The 17,359-nt window shown below is 64.7% G+C and carries 17 protein-coding genes; 14 read left to right on the forward strand and 3 right to left on the reverse strand.

From position 1 onward, the window contains the following. Window positions 1-10: 10 nt before the first annotated feature. The 11 genes from ACT5M9_RS19655 to ACT5M9_RS19705 all read left to right on the forward strand — a co-directional run bounded on the left by ACT5M9_RS19655 (window position 11) and on the right by ACT5M9_RS19705 (window position 8,120). Entirely contained in the window at window positions 11-601 is a 591-nt protein-coding gene (locus tag ACT5M9_RS19655) for a cytochrome c3 family protein (protein WP_438549883.1), read from the forward strand. Between the two features lie 177 nt (window positions 602-778). Then, entirely contained in the window at window positions 779-1,285 is a 507-nt protein-coding gene (gene moaB / locus ACT5M9_RS19660; protein WP_438549882.1) for a molybdenum cofactor biosynthesis protein B, read from the forward strand. A 47-nt stretch (window positions 1,286-1,332) separates the two neighbouring features. Continuing rightward, on the forward strand, window positions 1,333-1,827 hold the full coding sequence (gene moaC / locus ACT5M9_RS19665) for a cyclic pyranopterin monophosphate synthase MoaC (protein WP_457979497.1): 495 nt from the start codon (window positions 1,333-1,335) through the stop codon (window positions 1,825-1,827). Then, window positions 1,824-2,069 (forward strand): molybdopterin synthase sulfur carrier subunit, encoded by a 246-nt coding sequence (gene moaD, locus ACT5M9_RS19670; protein ID WP_457979495.1) that lies wholly within the window; start codon window positions 1,824-1,826, stop codon window positions 2,067-2,069. Before moaC ends, moaD begins: the two co-directional genes overlap by 4 nt. Before the next feature lie 2 nt (window positions 2,070-2,071). Next, on the forward strand, window positions 2,072-2,551 hold the full coding sequence (gene moaE, locus ACT5M9_RS19675) for a molybdopterin synthase catalytic subunit MoaE (protein ID WP_457979493.1): 480 nt from the start codon (window positions 2,072-2,074) through the stop codon (window positions 2,549-2,551). Window positions 2,552-2,613: 62 nt separating this feature from the next. Further along, the gene (gene modA, locus ACT5M9_RS19680) at window positions 2,614-3,327 is read left to right on the forward strand and encodes a molybdate ABC transporter substrate-binding protein (protein ID WP_457979491.1); all 714 of its coding nucleotides are present in this window, start codon (window positions 2,614-2,616) and stop codon (window positions 3,325-3,327) included. A gap of 204 nt (window positions 3,328-3,531) precedes the next feature. Further along, the gene (gene modB / locus ACT5M9_RS19685) at window positions 3,532-4,212 is read left to right on the forward strand and encodes a molybdate ABC transporter permease subunit (RefSeq protein WP_457979489.1); all 681 of its coding nucleotides are present in this window, start codon (window positions 3,532-3,534) and stop codon (window positions 4,210-4,212) included. Beyond that, a complete protein-coding gene (modC, locus tag ACT5M9_RS19690; RefSeq protein WP_457979487.1) occupies window positions 4,209-5,264 on the forward strand; it encodes a molybdenum ABC transporter ATP-binding protein in 1,056 nt (351 codons plus the stop codon). The genes modB and modC overlap by 4 nt, the downstream gene beginning before the upstream one ends. Window positions 5,265-5,369: 105 nt before the next feature. After that, window positions 5,370-6,149 carry an alpha/beta fold hydrolase gene (locus ACT5M9_RS19695; protein WP_457979486.1) on the forward strand — a complete coding sequence of 260 codons (780 nt, stop codon included), beginning with the start codon at window positions 5,370-5,372 and terminating at the stop codon, window positions 6,147-6,149. Window positions 6,150-6,259: 110 nt separating this feature from the next. After that, complete coding sequence (parM, locus tag ACT5M9_RS19700; protein WP_520395650.1) at window positions 6,260-7,303, forward strand: plasmid segregation protein ParM domain-containing protein; 1,044 nt, start codon at window positions 6,260-6,262, stop codon at window positions 7,301-7,303. After that, on the forward strand, window positions 7,296-8,120 hold the full coding sequence (locus tag ACT5M9_RS19705; RefSeq protein WP_457979485.1) for a hypothetical protein: 825 nt from the start codon (window positions 7,296-7,298) through the stop codon (window positions 8,118-8,120). Before parM ends, ACT5M9_RS19705 begins: the two co-directional genes overlap by 8 nt. An 84-nt stretch (window positions 8,121-8,204) precedes the next feature. Here the strand turns inward: ACT5M9_RS19705 and moeB are convergent, their stop codons facing one another. Then, the gene (gene moeB, locus ACT5M9_RS19710) at window positions 8,205-8,960 is read right to left on the reverse strand and encodes a molybdopterin-synthase adenylyltransferase MoeB (protein WP_457979483.1); all 756 of its coding nucleotides are present in this window, start codon (window positions 8,958-8,960) and stop codon (window positions 8,205-8,207) included. Next, entirely contained in the window at window positions 8,957-10,183 is a 1,227-nt protein-coding gene (moeA, locus tag ACT5M9_RS19715) for a molybdopterin molybdotransferase MoeA (RefSeq protein WP_457980595.1), read from the reverse strand. The genes moeB and moeA overlap by 4 nt, the downstream gene beginning before the upstream one ends. 303 nt (window positions 10,184-10,486) lie before the next feature. Here moeA and folE point away from each other — a divergent pair, with 303 nt between their 5' ends. The 3 genes from folE to ACT5M9_RS19730 all read left to right on the forward strand — a co-directional run bounded on the left by folE (window position 10,487) and on the right by ACT5M9_RS19730 (window position 15,477). Continuing rightward, complete coding sequence (gene folE, locus ACT5M9_RS19720) at window positions 10,487-11,143, forward strand: GTP cyclohydrolase I FolE (protein WP_438549872.1); 657 nt, start codon at window positions 10,487-10,489, stop codon at window positions 11,141-11,143. 328 nt (window positions 11,144-11,471) lie between these two features. Further along, complete coding sequence (locus ACT5M9_RS19725) at window positions 11,472-13,127, forward strand: methyl-accepting chemotaxis protein (protein ID WP_457979482.1); 1,656 nt, start codon at window positions 11,472-11,474, stop codon at window positions 13,125-13,127. 262 nt (window positions 13,128-13,389) lie between these two features. Beyond that, window positions 13,390-15,477, forward strand: a complete 2,088-nt coding sequence (locus ACT5M9_RS19730; protein ID WP_457979480.1) for a methyl-accepting chemotaxis protein — start codon at window positions 13,390-13,392, stop codon at window positions 15,475-15,477. Window positions 15,478-15,621: 144 nt separating this feature from the next. On the opposite strand, the gene ACT5M9_RS19735 is transcribed toward ACT5M9_RS19730, so the two are convergent. Beyond that, window positions 15,622-17,352: a formate--tetrahydrofolate ligase gene (locus tag ACT5M9_RS19735; protein ID WP_457979478.1), complete on the reverse strand. Its 1,731-nt coding sequence runs from the start codon at window positions 17,350-17,352 to the stop codon at window positions 15,622-15,624. Between the last annotated feature and the right edge of the window lie 7 nt (window positions 17,353-17,359).

Below are 17,359 nucleotides of genomic sequence, written 5' to 3' on the forward strand. Positions count from 1 at the left end.
GAGTTCATCGATGAAATTACCTGGTTTTGTGCAGCGACTGTGGGTCACCTTCAAATCCCCCTCCAAGGCGGCCCTCTGGGTGCTGCTGCTGATGGGATTCTTCGGCGGTGTCATCTTCTGGGGCGGCTTCAACACCGCCATGGAGGCCTCCAACACCGAGAAGTTTTGTACCGGCTGTCACGAGATGAAGGACAACGTCTTCATGGAATACCGTGACACCATCCACTACGCGAACCGCTCCGGGGTGCGTGCCAGCTGCCCGGATTGCCACGTGCCCCACGAATGGACCTACAAGATCATTCGCAAGGTGCAGGCCTCCAAGGAGCTGTGGGGCATGTTGACCGGCAAGGTGGATACCCGCGAGAAGTTTGAATCCCATCGCCGGGAGATGGCGGAGCGGGAGTGGAAACGGATGAAGGACACGGATTCGAGGGAGTGCCGCAACTGCCACAACTTCGAGTACATGGACTTCTCCCTGCAGGGCCGGCGCGCCGCCCAGATGCACTCCACCAACCTGGCGAGCGGGGCCAATACCTGCGTCGACTGCCACAAGGGCATAGCGCATCAGTTGCCCGACATGAAGGGCGTGCCTGGATTCTAAGCCAAAGACCATGGGGCCAGCCTGGGCCCCATGGTCTTCGTTTGATCTAATCATCCCTGTCAGCCCCACTTCTTTGTTAGAATCCGCCCTCGGTAACGCTGCCAGCCAACCTGTGGCCGGTTTTGCCCCCTGGGTGGTGGCCTTTTCTCTCTTCTCTCGTGTTACAGGACTCGCTCCATGGCACCTAAAAACAACGAATTCATTCCCCTCAAGATCGCCGTCCTGACGGTCTCCGACAGCCGCAGCGCCGCCGACGACAGCTCGGGGGACTACCTGGTCTCGGCCCTGACCGAGGCGGGCCACCTGCTGGCCGACAGAGCCCTGTGCGCCGACAATCTGTTCCGCATCCGGGCCCAGGTCAGCGACTGGATCGCCGACGAAGGGGTGCAGGTGGTTCTGGTCAATGGCGGCACCGGCTTCAACCAGCAGAACCGGGTGCCCGAGGCGGTGGGGGTGTTGTTCGAACGCACCGTGCAGGGCTTTGGCGAACTGTTCCGCCAACTCTCCTTCGCCGAGATCAAGGGCTCAGCCATGCAGAGCCGGGCCCTGGCCGGGCTAGCCAATCGCACCCTGATCTGCTGCCTGCCGGGCTCCACCGGCGCCTGCAAACTCGGCTGGGAGCAGCTCATCCGGGATCAGCTCGACGCCCGCACCAAGCCGTGCAACTTCGTGACCCATCTGTGATCCCGGGCGTTTTCCCGGATCATCCATTTTCCTGATAGGGGGCATAGATGAACCTGACCCATCTCAACCAGAGTGGTGAGGCCCACATGGTGGACGTCACCGACAAGCGGGTGACCGAGCGGGAGGCCCGTGCCGAGGCCTATGTCTCCATGGCCCCCGCCACCCTGGCGCTGATCCTCGGCGGTCAGCACCACAAGGGGGACGTGTTCGCCACCGCCCGCATCGCCGGCATCATGGCGGCCAAGAAGACCGCCGATCTCATCCCCCTCTGCCATCCCCTGGCCCTCACCAAGGTGGAGGTAGAGATAGAACCCCAGCCCGCGCACAATAGGGTCCATATTCGCACCCTCTGCAAGCTCTCCGGCAAGACGGGGGTGGAGATGGAAGCCCTGACCGCCGCCTCGGTGGCGGCGCTCACCATCTACGACATGTGCAAGGCGGTGCAAAAGGACATGGTGATAGAGCAGCTGCGGCTGGTGGAAAAACGCGGTGGCAAGTCCGGTCACTTCCAGTTGACCCCGAATGCAGGAGAGCCCGCATGATCAAGGTGCTGTTTTTTGCCCAGGTCAGGGAGCTGGTCGGCTGCGATGAGCTGAGTATCTCCCCTGACTACGATACCGCCGAGGCGCTTCGCGCCGCCCTGTGCGAGCGCGGCGACAAGTGGGCCCTGGCCCTGGAGTCCGGCAAGCTGCTGGTGGCGATCAACCAGACCCTGGTGCCGCTGGACACCCCCCTGACCGATGGGGACGAGGTGGCTTTCTTCCCCCCGGTGACCGGAGGCTGACCATGCGCGAGGCAAGCACAGTGGATCGCATTCTGGTGCAGCGGGCCGACTTTTCGCTGGCCGAGGAGTACGAGCGACTCGCCAGCCGCCACGATACCGGCGCCATCGTCACCTTCGTGGGCAAGGTGCGCGACTTCAATCAGGGGGAGGAGGTGAAAGGGCTGGCCCTCGAGCACTACCCGGGCATGACGGAGAAGGCGCTGGCGGACATAGTGGCCGAGGCCCGCAGCCGCTGGCCCCTGCAGGAGTGCACCCTCATTCACCGCATCGGCGAGCTGCTGCTCGGCGATCAAATCGTGCTGGTGGCGGTGAGCAGTGCCCACCGCGAGGCGGCCTTTGAGGCCTGCCATTTCATCATGGATTTTCTGAAAACCCGGGCGCCGTTCTGGAAGAAAGAGCTGACGGCGGCAGGGCAACAACGCTGGGTAGAGGCCAAGGAGAGCGATGACGCCGCCGCGGCCCGCTGGCAACAAGGGGAATAGATCCGCCAGGATCCCCCACGACAGAGCCGCAAACAGGCTCAGGCTTGAACAGGAGTAAGGGAATGAAAAAGCTGTTATCCGTGGTGTTGTTGAGTGCTTGCGCCACCGCCGTGCAGGCCGATGAGGTCAAGGTGGCCGTGGCGGCCAACTTCAAGGGCACCATAGAGCGCATCGGCAAGGAGTTCACCGCCAAGACCGGCCATACCCTGGCCATCTCCTCCGCCGCGACCGGGGTGCTCTACACCCAGATCACCCACGGTGCCCCCTTCGATCTCTTACTCTCAGCCGATGTGAAGACCCCTGAGAAGCTGGAGAAAGAGGGCAAGGGCAGCGATCGCTTCACCTATGCCATCGGCCAGCTGGGCCTGTGGAAGAAGGGGGGCCCGGCCCCTGACGAGGCGGCCCTGCGTGACTGGAAGGGCAACCTCGCCATCGCCAACCCGAAAACCGCCCCCTATGGCACCGCCGCCATGGCGACCCTCGCACACCTCAAGATCGATCCCAAGCAGTATCGGGTGCTGACCGGTACCAACATCGGCCAGACCTGGCAGTTCGTGGATACCGGCAACGCCGAGATGGGCTTCGTCGCCTGGGCCAACCTGGTGGAAGCGGGCAAGACAGGCGAAGCCTGGGCCGTGCCTAACCAGTACTATCCCGCCATCGAGCAGCAAGCCCTGGTGCTGAAGAAGGGCGAGGCGGTGGATGCCCTGGTGGCCTGGATAAAAGGCCCGGGTCAGGAGCAGATCAAGGCCGCGGGTTACGCCCTGCCGCAATGATGGCGAACCTGTGACCCCCTGATGACTGGCCGGCCCTGTGCCGGCCAGTTTGTTGACTCAAGGAGGAAAGCCATGAATATGCGCATCCCCATAGAAGGAGATGGCGATGAATGACGCGGAGCTGCTGATAGCGTTTTGCCAGGCCCTGAGCGGGGGCTCCTCATTTCGGGGCCTGTGTGTCGTGCAATCCTGGGAGAAAACGCCATGAGTGAGGGTGATCTGCTGGCGGTCTGGTTGACCCTGAAGCTGGCGGCCAGCACCACCGGCATACTGCTGCTGCTGTCTCCGCCGCTCGCCTGGTGGCTCTCTCGCAGCCAGCACAGGCTCAGACCCGTGGTGGAGGCCATGGTGGCCCTGCCCCTGGTGTTGCCCCCCACCGTGCTCGGTTTCTATCTGCTGCTCGCCTTCTCCCCCGAATATGGCTTCGGCGGCTGGTGGCGGGAGACCTTCGGTACCCCGCTCGCCTTCAGCTTCCTCGGCCTGCTGTTCGCCTCCGTCATCTACTCGCTGCCCTTCGTGGTGCAGCCCCTCACCTCCGCCTTCGTCAACATGGGCAACAGGGAGCTGGAGGCGGCCGCCACCCTGGGGCTCGGACCCCTCGAGCGCTTCTTTCAGATCATCTTGCCCATGACGCTGCCGAGCTTCGTGATGGCAGCGGCCCTGGGCTTCGCCCACACCCTGGGGGAGTTCGGGGTGGTGCTGATGATTGGCGGCAACATCCCCGGGGAGACGCAAGTGCTCTCCATCGCCCTGTTCGATCACGTGGAAACCATGGATTACCAGAGTGCTCACTACCTGGCCGGCGGCCTGATGGGCTTCTCCCTCGTCATGCTGGTGCTGGTCTACGGCGTGCTGCAACGCCGGCAACGGAGGCTGTTCGGATGAAGCTGGATCTGAGAGCGAGGCGTCAATTCGGGGGCTTCACCCTGGATTGCGATCTCCAGTTGGCCTTAGGCGGTATCCTCGGGCTGTTCGGCCCTTCCGGTTGTGGCAAGAGCACCCTGCTGCGGATCCTGGCGGGGCTGGATCGCCAGCCGACCGATGGCCTGCACTGGCAAGGGAGGGCGCTGGCCGACCTGCTGCCCGAGCAGCGCCGCATCGGCCTGGTGTTTCAGGACTCGCGCCTGTTCCCGCACATGACGGTGCTGGCCAACCTGCAACTGGCCGCCCGCAAGGGCAAGGGGCGCTGGCAGCCCGAGTCCCTGGCGGAGCGGCTGGGCTTTGCCGAGCTGCTGGGCCAGCCCGCCCACGGCCTCTCCGGCGGTCAGCGCCAGCGGGTGGCGCTGGGCCGGGCCCTGCTGGCGGAGCCGGATCTGCTGCTGCTGGACGAGCCCTTCTCGGCGCTCGACAGGCGCAGCCGCATCCACCAGGCCCATGTGCTCAAGGGACTGCAGCGCGAGAGCGGCATGCCGATGATCTTCGTCAGCCACGCCATGGAGGAGGTGAGCCTGCTCTGCGATCAGCTGGTGCTGCTGGCACAGGGCAAGGTGGAGGCGCAGGGGCGGCCGAGCGAGATCTTCGCCCGCACCGATCTCTCCTTGGCCAGCCGGGACGACGCCGGCGTCATGCTGGAGGCGACCCTGGATCACTATGATCCGGGTGAGCAGATGGCGAGCCTGCGCCTCGGGGATCAGCTGCTGATGGTCACCATGGAACACGCCCCCGACGAGACCGGCCCCCTGCTGATCAAGGTGGCGGGGCGGGATGTGGTGATCGCCACGGCCCCCATCACCGACTCTAGCCTCTCCAACTGCCTGGAGACCCGGCTGCTCCATGCCCAGGAGGTGCGGCCCGGGCAAACCCTGTTGCAGTTGGCGCTGGGGCAGCAGATACTGCTGGCCCGGATCACCAGCCGCTCCGCCAAGCGGCTCGCCTTCGCGCCGGCGCAGCGCCTCTATGCCTATATCAAGGCGGTGAGTCTGGTGGGGGAAGGCTGAGAGAGCGATATGGTACGGGATCACTCCCTGCGCCATGGGGTGCGCTCTTCAGGGTGATCCTGTGGTTTGACTGGGAGCCGGTATAAACCGGGAGGGAGAGGGGAAGTGCGTCGTAATCAGGTAATGAAATCCCACGGTCTGGCCCTGCGCAGTGCGGGGGAGGGGCCCCTGCTGGTGCTGCTGCACGGGCTCGGCTCCTCCAGCCTCGACTGGCAGGCCCAGCTAGAGCACTTCTCCGATCACTATCGGGTGGTGGCCCTCGATCTGCGCGGTCACGGCCAGAGCCTGCAGGAGGGCCCCTTCGACGTGCCGACCCTGACCCGGGACGTGGCGCGCTGGCTCGATGAACAGCCCGAGCCCGCCTGGGTAGTGGGGCTCTCCCTGGGGGCCATGGTGGCGCTGGAGCTGGCGCTGCAACGGCCGGAGAAGGTGCGTGGCCTGGTGCTGGTCAACGGCTTCAGCGAGTTTTTGCTGGAGAGCCCAAAGGATCAGGAGCGCTACGCCCAGCGGCTCAAGTGGCTGCGCTGGTTTGGCCTGCGCCCGCTCGCCTGGTGGCTCGGCCGTGAGCTGTTCCCCGGCCCCGAGCTCGCCCAGGTACGCCACGCCTTCCGCCAGCGCTTCGTGCGCAGCAACAAGAAGAAGACCTATAGAGCGCTGCTGGGGGATCTGCCCGGCTGGTCGGCCCGGGCACGGCTTGGTCAGATAGTGCAGCCGGTGGCCATCATCTCCACCACCCAGGACTATCTGCCGCTGGCCAAACGGGTGGAACAATTCGCCGCCCTGCCGAACGCCAGCATCCACACCCCGCCGGGGCACCATGCCTGGCCGGCGGAAGATCCCGCCGGATTCAATCATTTGCTTCACCGGATTTTAGAAACTCATTAAACTTGTCGCCCCTTAGCCTTATTCACCGTGTATGTATTGGTCCGATCGCCTTGCCAAGGGCATAAGGCAAGGCAATCGGACCCATTTGCCCTATCAACAGGTATTTCCTCATGTCTGAAGTAATAAAAATGGCCATCGACGATGGCTCGACCAACGTCAAGGTGAGCTGGATCGAGAACAAGGTGCTCAAGACCATCATCTCTCCCAACTCTTTTCGCAAAGACTGGAAGAGCGCCGCCTTGCGCAAGGACAAGAAGATCTACAACTACGAGATAGGCAACACCAAGTACACCTATGACGCCACCTCGGACAAGTCCCTGGCGACGACCCATGTGGAATACCAGTACGACGACTTGAACCTGCTCTCCGTGCACCACGCCCTGCTGCAGACCGGCGTCACGCCCGGGGATGTGGCCATTACCGTCACCCTGCCCATCACAGAGTTCTACAACCCGGACGACTGCCAGCGCAACGAAGAGAAGATCGAGAAGAAGCGCCGCAACCTGATGCGAGCCATCACCCTCAACAAGGGTGAGCTGTTCAATATCGTCAGCGTGGAAGTCATGCCGGAGAGCCTGCCGGCGGCCCTCTCCCGCCTGGTGGGATCCGGTTGCAACGAGTTCACCAAGACCCTGGTGATCGACTGCGGCGGTACCACCCTGGACATGGGGATCATCGTCGGCGAGTTTGACGATGTCTCCGACGTCTATGGCAACAACGAGATCGGTGTCTCCATGGTGACCGACGCCACCCGCAAGGCCCTGGCGGCGGCGGACAGCGACTCCAGCTACCTGGTGGCGAACGAGTTCATCAAGCGTCGCCACGACATGAGTTTCGTACGCGACGTGGTCAACGACGAGAGCCAGATCCCGCGCATCCTCGAGAAGATGCAGAACAAGATCGACGAGCTGGGCTCCCAGGTGGCTCACGAGGCGAAGAAGTTCGCCAAGAACCCGAACCGGGTCTACCTGGTCGGTGGCGGCGCCTCCCTCATCCATGAGGCGATCAAGAGCGCCTACCCGACCCTGGGTGAACGGGTCGAGCTGCTGGAAGACGCCCAGTCCGCCCTGGCACGGGAGATCTGCCTCTACACCACGGAAGAGGAAGAAGTGTATCGGGAAGCGGCCGTGATGGCCGAGGTGGCGGATGAGTAGTCAACTCAAGCGCATGACCTTCTCCATCTACATGGATCCGGGTGCGCTGGAGTCTGACCGCTACGCGGCCGGGGTACTGCAGAGCTGGTACCAGCGCGCCCGCAAGATCCAGGATGGGGTCGAGGAGTTCGACTTTTCCAAGAGCCGCTTCCACAAGGACATCTACCTCTCCGGCATGTTCATGTACGTGCTGGCCCCCAGCCTGTGCAAGGCGGTGGCCAATGCCTTCGGCCCGGAGCAGGTGAGCCTCGCCACCCTGCGCCACGCCTTCGCCAGTTGCGGCTTCGATCTGGGACTGGGGGCAGCTGCTCCGGCCCTGACCGACACCATGATCGATCAGATAGTGGCCAAACTCGCCCCCCAGCTGGGTCAGGACAAGGGCGCCCCGGCCGCGGTGAACGAGCGGCTGGAGGCGATCATGCAGCGCCTGGGGCAGCCCCAGCCGACGGATCACCTGGTGGATGAGATAGTGAGCCGTCTCGGCGAACAGCAACCCATGGAGCTCTGGGATAAACTGCGCCAGGGACTGCCGGGGGCCGTGGATCACGATCAGCTGGCGGACGCCATCGCCGGCAAGTTGCCGGCCGCCGGGGGGGAGACGGATCTGGCGCCACTGCAGAGCAGCCTAGCGCTGCTCTCCCGCCAGCTGGAGGAGCAATCCAAACTCATCCGGGAGCAGCACAGGCTGATCCAGCGCCTGGCCAGCCAGCCGGGCCGGCAGCTTGGAGGGGACGAGGCGAGTGTCGAGCCGCTGATCGAGGATCTCTCGAGCCAGGTGGCCAGCATGAAGAAGGTCAAGGCGAAGGGCATCTTCTAAGCCCGGAGCCAGTAAAAAAGCCGAACCCAGGGGTTCGGCTTTTTTGTGGACGCAAGCAGGGCTCAGTGCCTCATCTCAATTCCCTCAGGGCTGGGCGCAGACCGGGCAGTCGGGACGTTTGGGCAGCTTCAGCTCCCGAAAACCGCCGCCGAGGCCGTCGATCATCAGCAGGCGACCGCTGTAGCTCTTGCCCATGCCGGCCAGCAGCTTGATGGCCTCCAGTGCCTGCAGGCTGCCCACCAGCCCCACCATGGGGGCCAGCACCCCGGCCTCGACGCAGGTGAGGGACTGTTCGCCGAACAGGGAGCTGAGGCAGGCGTAGCAGGGCTCGTCCTCCTGCCAGGTGAAGCTACATAGTTGTCCCTCTAACCGGATGGCGGCGCCGGACACCAGCGGCACGCGATGCTGTCTCGCCTTCTGGTTGAGCAGGTTGCGGATGGCGACGTTGTCGGTGCAATCGAGCACCAGCTGGTGGCGCGGCAGCAGGGCATCGAGCAGCCCTTCGTCCGCGACGGCGGCGTGGGTCTCTACCTCGAGCCAGGGGTTGAGGCCACGCAGCGTCTCGGCCGCCGAGTCCACCTTGTACTGGCCGATGCGCGCATCGCTGTGCAGCACCTGGCGCTGCAGGTTGGAGAGCTCCACCTTGTCGAAATCCACCAGGGTCAGCCGGCCGACCCCGGCCACCGCCAGATACTGGGCGGCGGCGCAGCCAAGGCCCCCCGCGCCTATCACCAGCACATGGGCCTGCTTGAGCGCCTCCTGCCCCTCGAAGTCGAAGGATTTCAGGATGATCTGGCGGTTGTAGCGAAGGAGCTCCGCATCCGAGAGGATCTCGCTCACAGCAGCAGCCCCGCGAAGGGCTCGACGGTGACGGTTTCCCCCGCCGCCACCTTGCCCCGCGCCTGCTCGAGGACGATGTAGCAGTTCGCCCTGGAGAGGGAGCTGAACACCCCGGAGTCCTGGGAGCCGGTGCTGCGCACTTCGAGGCCGTTCGGACCCGCGCTCAGTATGCCGCGCTGGAAGTCGAGTCGGCCCGGCGCCTTTTTCAAGGGTTCGCTCGCGACGGCGCCGATGCGAAGTGGTGGCACCCAGGTCTGGCCGGCCAGCTTGGCCAGCGCCGGGCGCACCAGCTGATCGAAGGTGACCATGGCGGAGACGGGGTTGCCCGGCAGGCCGAAGAACCAGGCGTTCGGCAAGCGGCCGAAGGCGAACGGCTTGCCCGGCTTGATGGCGAGTTTCCAGAAGCCGATCTCGCCCTGCTCTTCCAGCAGCTGTTTGGTGAAGTCCGCCTCACCGACCGAGACGCCGCCCGTGGTGATCAGGGCATCGGCCTCGCGGTCTGCCTGGATAAAGGCGGCGCGAAGTTGGGCGGGGTCGTCCGGTATGATGCCAAGGTCGAGGCACTCACAGCCGAGGCGCGTCAGCATGGCCTTGACGCCGTAGCGGTTGGAGTCGTAGATGTCCCCATGGGCAAGGGGGGTGCCCACCGGTTTGAGCTCATTCCCTGTGCTGAAGATGGCGACCTTGAGCGGGCGGCGCACGGTGACGCTCGCGATGCCGAGGGATGCCAGCAGCGGCAGCTCCCGGGGGCTCAGGCGCAGGCCGCTCGCCAGCACCCGGGAGCCTTCGGCCATGTCCTCCCCGCAGCGGCGGATATTCTGCCCCGCCCTGGGTTGACTCAGGAAGCGCACCCGCTCCCCTTCGAGCTCAGTCTCTTCCTGCATGACCACGGCCTCGGTGCCGGCAGGGACGGGGGCCCCGGTCATGATGCGGATGCAGTGGCCGGCGGGCCACTCTCCCGCATAGGGCTGACCGGCGAACGCCTTGCCCGCCACCTTGAGGGGAGTACCGGCGGCGAGATCGGTCAGGCGCACGGCGTAACCGTCCATGGCGGAGTTGTCGAAGGGGGGCACAGAGAGGGGGGAGGCGATATCCTCGGCCAGTATCCGGTCCAGCGCCTGGGGCAGCGGCAACTGCTCGGTGTCGCAGCAGCAGGCCAGTTGGTCCAGCATCCCTTGCAGGGCATCGCTTAGGGGGAGGAGTGTGCCGGTATCGAATCCCATCATCATGACCTCTTTATTGTGGTGAGGGCGGATTATCCCAAAAAAGTGGCCTCTTGGGCAGGTCGGCGTCGGGATTAAAGGCCCTGGCGTGATCCCGCGAGGTTGGGGCGGTATTCACGGCCGGCCTCCCCATCCGGGCAGGGTGACAGGCGGGTAAAACACGACGGATTGACATAAAGTCAGGTACCGGGCTTGAGTTAGTTCGAATTATGACAATAATCGCCCTGTAAGATTGCGCCACAGTAGAATGCCGCCGCAACAGACGGCGACCATCACAGTCCCTGAGCGTGGGAGAGAAAGACGATGACGAATTTGAGTCAGGAAGCCCTGTTGGTCAGGGCTGCTCTTGAGGCCGAGGGTCTCGAGACACCGCTAGTGGCCAATACACTGGACAGCCAACAGAAGAGAGAGAATATCGAAGGCCACATGCGTGCCATCATGGAGACGCTGGGGCTGGATCTCGCCGACGACAGCCTGGCGGAGACGCCGCACCGCATCGCCAAGATGTACGTGAACGAGATCTTCTCCGGCCTCGATTACGCCACCTTCCCCAAGGTGACGGTGATCGAGAACAAGATGAAGGTGGACGAGATGATCATGGTGCGGGACATCAGCCTCACCAGCACCTGCGAACACCACTTCGTCACCATAGACGGGCTGGCCCACGTGGCCTATATCCCCCGTGGCAAGGTGATCGGCCTGTCGAAGATCAACCGCATCGTCCAGTTCTTCGCCCGCCGTCCCCAGGTGCAGGAGCGTCTCACCCAGCAGATCCTGCTGGCGCTGCAGACCCTGCTCGGCACCCGTGACGTGGCCATCAGCATCAAGGCGACCCACTACTGCGTGAAGGCGCGCGGTGTGATGGACTCCACCTCCTATACCACCACCACCTCCCTCGGTGGGGTATTCAAGACCCAGCCGGACACCCGCGCCGAGTTTCTGGGCGGTCTGAAAGGCTGATCAGCCAGAGGCATGCCATCACGGCATGCCTCATCTTTGTTTCCCTTCGCTATTTTGTGCTGAATTTTAATCAAAAAACGCCTAAAGGCATGGCTGTATCGGGTCGATATAGCTCTCCATACCAGTGAGTGATCTCTGCCAAGCACAGGATGCTCTCGCGGCGATGACCCGTTTCGACCAGGACCTGCGAGCCCAAGGTCCTGGTGCCCCCGTTTCAGCGAGGCGGGGCGCTTTATCTACTGCAATGGATGGCAGCTATCGTGTTTCGTGCCAGGAGGGCACAACCCAGAAGACGGATGCCAGTTAATCACCCATTGCAGGACATGCCATGAACCCCAGTACCATGACGATAGGTAAGAAACTCACCGCCGGTTTTGCGGTGCTCGGCCTGATGATGGCCTTCATCGGCGGCTTCTCGCTGCTGCAGTTTGGCAACATGAACCGGGCCGCCACCGGTTTCACCGACAGCATCCTGCCTGCCGTGGTGCGCACCAGCACCCTGGGTGAGACCATCAATGCCCTGCGCCGCTATGAACTGGATGTGTTCCTGGTGGCGGATGACCCCCAACAGAGGGCCCATTATCGCGATGCCAGCGAGCAGAGCCTGCGGGAAGCCGATCGGCAGGTCGCGGCCCACGATGCCACCATCTGGGCGGAGGATGTGGAAGAGCGCCGCGCCTTCGACATCGTCAAGGCGGACTGGAGCAAGTACGTCGCCCTGCACCAGCGCATCAAGCAGATGCAGGACAGCGGCCAGATGGCAGAGGCCCAGCGCATCTTCATGAGCGAGGGGGTCAATCTCTACATCACCTTGTCCAAGTCGGTGGCCGAGCTCATCCGCATCAACCACGGTTACTCCGTCAACTCCCGCGCCGAGGTGGTGGGAGCCTTTGACAGCGCCAGGCTGAGCATCATCCTCTCCCTGGTGCTGGGCCTTGGCCTGGTCACCGTGCTCTCCGTGGTGCTGACCCGCCAGATCCGGGATCCCCTGGTGATGCTGGCCCGTCAGGCTCAGCGCATCGCCGGCGGCGATCTCGGCAAGGGTGAGCTGCAGGAGTGGATCCGCGGCAACCGCTTCAAACGTGACGAACTGGGTCAGCTCGGCACTGCCATCGATCGCATGCAGGGATCCCTCGCGGATCTGGTGAGCGAGATAGCCGGCTCGGTGAGCCAGCTCAGCAGCGCGGTGGAGGAGGTGAGCGCCATCTCAGAACAGTCCGCCAAGGGCATGGCCAGCCAGCAGAACGAGGTCTCCCAGGTGGCGACCGCCATGAACGAGATGCAGTCCACCGTGCACGAGGTGGCCCGCAACACCACGGACGCCATGAGCGCCGCCAAGGCCGCCTCCCAGACCTCGGGTGAGGGTCATCGGGTGGTGGGCCGCGCCATCGGCAGCATAGAGCAGGTCTCCTTGCAGATTGAGCAGGCGGGTAGTGTGGTGCAACAGCTGGAGCAGGACAGCACCAACATCAGCATGGTGCTGGACGTCATTCGCGGCATCGCCGAGCAGACCAACCTGCTGGCGCTGAACGCCGCCATCGAGGCGGCCCGTGCCGGCGAGCAGGGTCGCGGCTTCGCGGTGGTCGCCGATGAGGTTCGCTCCCTGGCCCAGCGCACCCAGAACTCCACCGCCGAGATCAGCAAGATGATCGAGGTGCTGCAGGAGCGCACCGCCGAGGCGGGCAACGCCATGCAACTGAGCCGCCAGCAGATGCAGAACAGCGTCGGGCTGGCGCGTGAAGCGGGCAACAGCATCGACAGCATCAATGGTGCCGTCACCCAGATCACCGACATGAACACCCTGATCGCCACCGCGACCGAGGAGCAGAATGCGGTGACGGAGGAGCTCAACCGCAGCATCGTCAACATCCACAACGCCGCGGACGAGAATGCCCTGGGAGCCCAGCAGACCGCCCAGGCCTGCATCGAGCTCAGCAAGCTGGCGACCTCCTTGCACCACATGACCCAGCGCTTCAACCTCTGACGGGCGCCTGGTACAACCTATAAGGGAGGCCCCGCCCGTTGGCGGGGCCTCCTCGTCTGCGGGCTTCCCTTCCTGTGTGGCGGCTCAATGTGCTGCACGGGTCGTATTTGACCTTGCTCTTTATCTGTCTATTACCCCCTTTACCACATCTCATTTGGCGCCGCTCACAAAATGGCGATGAAATTCACCGTGGTGAGTTCACGCCGCCCGGATCAGCCCTTATGATGCCTGCCTTTTTTGGCCCTGGAGACGCTCCTTCGTCATGTTTCGTTCCATCAAATATCAAGTCATGTTCTTCGCCGGCTGCATCCTGCTGGCTACCGTCCTCAGCGTGGTGGGATACGGCTACCTCTCCCTGTCCGGCATGCAGGCTCGGATCCAGCAGGAGAGCCATGACAGCGCCCGCCAGCAGTCGGGGCAGTGGCTGCTGACCCTGGCGGACGGCCAGGCGAGCGAGGTGGCGCGCTCCTTCGAGCTGGCGCTGGATGCGGCCGAAACCCTGGCGGCCCTGCTGGCGGGCAACGTCCATCAGAGCAAGCCCCTGGATCGGGAGGCGGTGACGGCCCTGCTCAAGGACATCGGCGATCGCAACCCGGACTTCCTCAGCATCTACAGCGGCTGGGAGGCGAACCGTTTCGACGGCCTGGACGAGCTCTATCAGGGGGGCAGCCAGCACAGCCAGGCCTCCGGTAACTTTGCCCCCTACTGGAGCCGCGGGGCGGCGGGCTTTGCCCTCAAGCCCCTCGGGGACTTCTACAGCAAGACGCCAAGTGCGACCGGGATCCGGGCCTCAGAGTGGTACCTCTGCCCCCAGGAGAGCAAGGCGAGCTGTGCGGTCGACCCCTCCGTCTATCAGGTCAACGGCCAGTCGACCCTGCTCACCTCCTTCGTGGTGCCCGTGCTGGACGGGGGCAACTACCTCGGCATGGTGGGGGTCGACTACTCCCTGAACTATCTGCAGCGCCTCGCCGACGGCATCAGCCAGCGGGTGTTCGACGGCCAGGGGCGGGTGCGCATCATCAGTCCCATGGGGATCATCGCCGCCGACTCCGGTGACGGCGATCACGTGGGGAAACGGCTGCAGGATGCGGACCTGCTGGCGCAGCTGCGGCGCGCCGAAGCCGGGATGGCGGAGAGCGACGCGGGGTTGAGCGTCTTCTCCCCCATCCGCCTCAACAAGGTGAAGCAGGCCTGGGGGATCGCCATCGAGGTGCCAAGCAGCGCCCTCTATGCCCAGTACGAGCAGCTGGCCCAGGCCAGGGCCAGTGACTTCAGCCGCGGGCTCTGGACCCAGCTGCTGGTGGGCATGCTGGTGGCGGGGGCGGGCCTCGTCGGTCTCGCCCTGGCGGCGGGTTCCATCTCCCGGCCGGTGCAGCAGACGGCGCGCATGGTGTCCCGGCTCTCCAGCGCGGGGGGGGATCTCACCCAGCGCCTGGATCAGAACCGGCGGGACGAGACCGGAGCCCTGGCCAAGGGGATCAACCAGTTCGTCGCCACCGTGCAGGGCATAGTGAGTGACACCGCCACCAGCGTGCACGAGTTGCAGCAGGCAGCAGTGGCCTCGACCCGCCAGGCCCAGCAGGGGCTGGCCAGCAGTCAGCAGCAGCTGGAGCAGGTGGAACTGGTGGCCACGGCGGTGCATCAGATGTCCTCGACGGCGGACTCGGTCGCCAGCAGCGCCCAGATCACGGCGGAGGCGGTAGACGAGACGCGCCACGCGGTGCACAAGGGGCAGCAGGTGGTGAGTGCCTCCGCCAGCGGCATTCGTCAGCTCAGCAGCCAGGTGAGCGAGGTGTCGGACAAGATCACCGCCCTGCAGCAGCAAGGGCTGCAGATAGGCAGCATCCTGGATGTGATCCGGACCATCTCGGAGCAGACCAATCTGCTGGCGCTGAACGCCGCCATCGAGGCCGCCCGGGCCGGTGAGCACGGGCGTGGCTTTGCGGTGGTGGCGGACGAGGTGAGGGCGCTCGCCTCCAAGACCCAGGTCTCGACCCAGGAGATCCAGCAGATGATCGACAGGCTGAGGGATACCACCAGCGAGGCGGTGGACACCATGGCCGAGGGGCGTCATCTGAGCAGTGTGGCGCTCGAGGATGCGGAGCAGGCGGTGCGGGAGCTTGCGACCATAGTGCAGGCCGCCGATCGCATCGGCGACATGGCGACCCAGATAGCGAGCGCCGCCGAGCAGCAGTCCAAGGTGAGCGAGGAGATCAACCACAACGTCAGCAACATCCACGAGGCGGCCAGCGCCTCGACCCGGGTCGCCCGGGAGCTGGATGCCCAGAGCCAGCAGATGCACGGCCTGACCGAGGCGGTGATGAGCAAGCTGGGGCGCTTCCACTACTGATATCGTTCTGCTTGTCATAGCAAAGACCCCGCCAATCGGCGGGGTCTTTTGTTTTGTGAGCCGGCAGCGCGGCAGGCCGTGATTGGCTCAGCCCGACGATGTCGCCATCGTCGTCGATATCGATATGGTGGGTAACCGGGGGCTTCAGCTCAACCCCACTATCTCACCGTCGTCGTCGATATCGATATGACGATAAGCGGGCAGGCTGCCGAGCCCCGGCATGGTCATGATAGGGCCGGCCAGGGCGTAGACGAAGCCGGCGCCGGCACAGAGCCGCACCTCCTCGATGGGTACCTCGAAGTCCGTGGGCACCCCCTTGAGGGCGGGGTCGTGACTGAGCGACAGCGGCGTCTTGGCCATGCAGACCGGCAGATGATCCCAGCCCGCTTTGGAGAGGGCCGCCAGCTGTGTCCGGGCCTTGTCAGAGAGGATGACGCCACGGCCGCCATAGCCGCACTCCACCAGGGTGGCGAGCTTGGCGTCCAGGCTCATGGCATCGGGGTAGAGCAGTTGAACCTCGCTCGGTTGGTCGCAGGCTTCGACCACGGCGCGGGCCAGCTCGCTTGCCCCGGCGCCGCCTCGGGTGAAGGCGTCCGACAGGGCCACGCCGCAGGCACCCGCACGGCGCGCCTCCTCCTCCAGCAGGGCCAGCTCGGCCGGGCTGTCGCTCGGGAAGCGGTTGATGGCCACCACCACGGGCACCCCGTAGCGGCGGGCGTTGCGAATGTGCCAGGCGAGGTTGGCGCAGCCCTGGCGCAGGGTCGGCAGATCCTCATCCTGCAGGCTCACCGGCAGGGGCTGGCCCGGGCGGATGTCGAGTAGGCCGCTGTTGGCCTTGAGGCTGCGCACCGTCGCCACCAACACCACGCAGGAGGGGGTAATGCCGGACTGGCGATGCTTGATGTTGAAGAACTTCTCCAGTCCCATGTCGGAGCCAAAGCCCGCCTCCGTCACCACGTAATCGGTGAGTGCCAGCGCCATGCGATCGGCGATGACCGAGGAGTTGCCATGGGCGATGTTGGCGAAGGGGCCGGCGTGCACCAGCACCGGGGTCTGCTCCGTGGTCTGCATCAGGGTGGGTTGCAGCGCATCCTTGAGCAGCACCGTCATGGCGCCGGCCACTTCAAGCTGTTCGGCGGTGATGGGATTGCCGCGCAGATCCAGGGCGAGCTGGATGCGGCCGATACGCTCGCGCAGATCCTTGAGATCGCTGGCCAGCGCCAGTATGGCCATCAGCTCGGAGGCGGCTGTGATGACGAAGCTATCTTGGCGCTCGATGCCATCTGCCGGGCCGCCCTGGCCTATGGTCAGGTGGCGCAGGGCCCTGTCGTTCATGTCCAGGGTGCGTGGCCAGAGGATGTTGGCGGCGTCGATATCGAGTCGAGCCAGCCCGGTTCTGAGAGTAAACTCATCGCCGAGCTTCTGCTCGTGGAACAGGCGGGCGTCCAGGGCGGCGGCAGCCAGGTTGTGGGCGGCGGCCAGGGCGTGGAAGTCCCCGGTCAGGTGCAGGTTCATCTCCTCCATGGGCACCACCTGGGCGTGACCACCGCCGGCGGCCCCCCCCTTGACCCCGAACACGGGGCCGAGACTCGGCTGGCGTATGGTGGCGATGCTGGGCTGACCGATGTGGTTGAGCCCCATGGAGAGGCCGATCGTAGTCACCGTCTTGCCCTCCCCGAGGGGCGTCGGGGTGATGGCGCTCACCAGCACCAGCTTGCCATGCTTCTTCGGGGGCTCTTTGAGCAGGGCCAGGCTGAGTTTGGCCTTGTGGTGGCCATGGGGGTGGATCAGGTGCGGCGGGATGGCGAGCCGCCGGGTCAGTTCGTCGATGTGCAGGCGGGGGGACTGGCGGGAGATCTCGATATCGCTTAGCATCAGCACC

The sequence above is a fragment of the Aeromonas sp. AE23HZ002T15 genome, from assembly GCF_054165525.2.

Coding starts and splice junctions, on each gene's coding strand:
- ACT5M9_RS19655 (WP_438549883.1), top strand. CDS start 11: ATGAAATTACCTGGTTTTGTGCAGCGACTGTGGGTCACCTTCAAATCC.
- moaB (WP_438549882.1), top strand. CDS start 779: ATGGCACCTAAAAACAACGAATTCATTCCCCTCAAGATCGCCGTCCTG.
- moaC (WP_457979497.1), top strand. CDS start 1,333: ATGAACCTGACCCATCTCAACCAGAGTGGTGAGGCCCACATGGTGGAC.
- moaD (WP_457979495.1), top strand. CDS start 1,824: ATGATCAAGGTGCTGTTTTTTGCCCAGGTCAGGGAGCTGGTCGGCTGC.
- moaE (WP_457979493.1), top strand. CDS start 2,072: ATGCGCGAGGCAAGCACAGTGGATCGCATTCTGGTGCAGCGGGCCGAC.
- modA (WP_457979491.1), top strand. CDS start 2,614: ATGAAAAAGCTGTTATCCGTGGTGTTGTTGAGTGCTTGCGCCACCGCC.
- modB (WP_457979489.1), top strand. CDS start 3,532: ATGAGTGAGGGTGATCTGCTGGCGGTCTGGTTGACCCTGAAGCTGGCG.
- modC (WP_457979487.1), top strand. CDS start 4,209: ATGAAGCTGGATCTGAGAGCGAGGCGTCAATTCGGGGGCTTCACCCTG.
- parM (WP_520395650.1), top strand. CDS start 6,260: ATGTCTGAAGTAATAAAAATGGCCATCGACGATGGCTCGACCAACGTC.
- ACT5M9_RS19705 (WP_457979485.1), top strand. CDS start 7,296: ATGAGTAGTCAACTCAAGCGCATGACCTTCTCCATCTACATGGATCCG.
- moeA (WP_457980595.1), bottom strand. CDS start 10,183: ATGGGATTCGATACCGGCACACTCCTCCCCCTAAGCGATGCCCTGCAA.
- folE (WP_438549872.1), top strand. CDS start 10,487: ATGACGAATTTGAGTCAGGAAGCCCTGTTGGTCAGGGCTGCTCTTGAG.
- ACT5M9_RS19725 (WP_457979482.1), top strand. CDS start 11,472: ATGAACCCCAGTACCATGACGATAGGTAAGAAACTCACCGCCGGTTTT.
- ACT5M9_RS19730 (WP_457979480.1), top strand. CDS start 13,390: ATGTTTCGTTCCATCAAATATCAAGTCATGTTCTTCGCCGGCTGCATC.
- ACT5M9_RS19735 (WP_457979478.1), bottom strand. CDS start 17,352: ATGCTAAGCGATATCGAGATCTCCCGCCAGTCCCCCCGCCTGCACATC.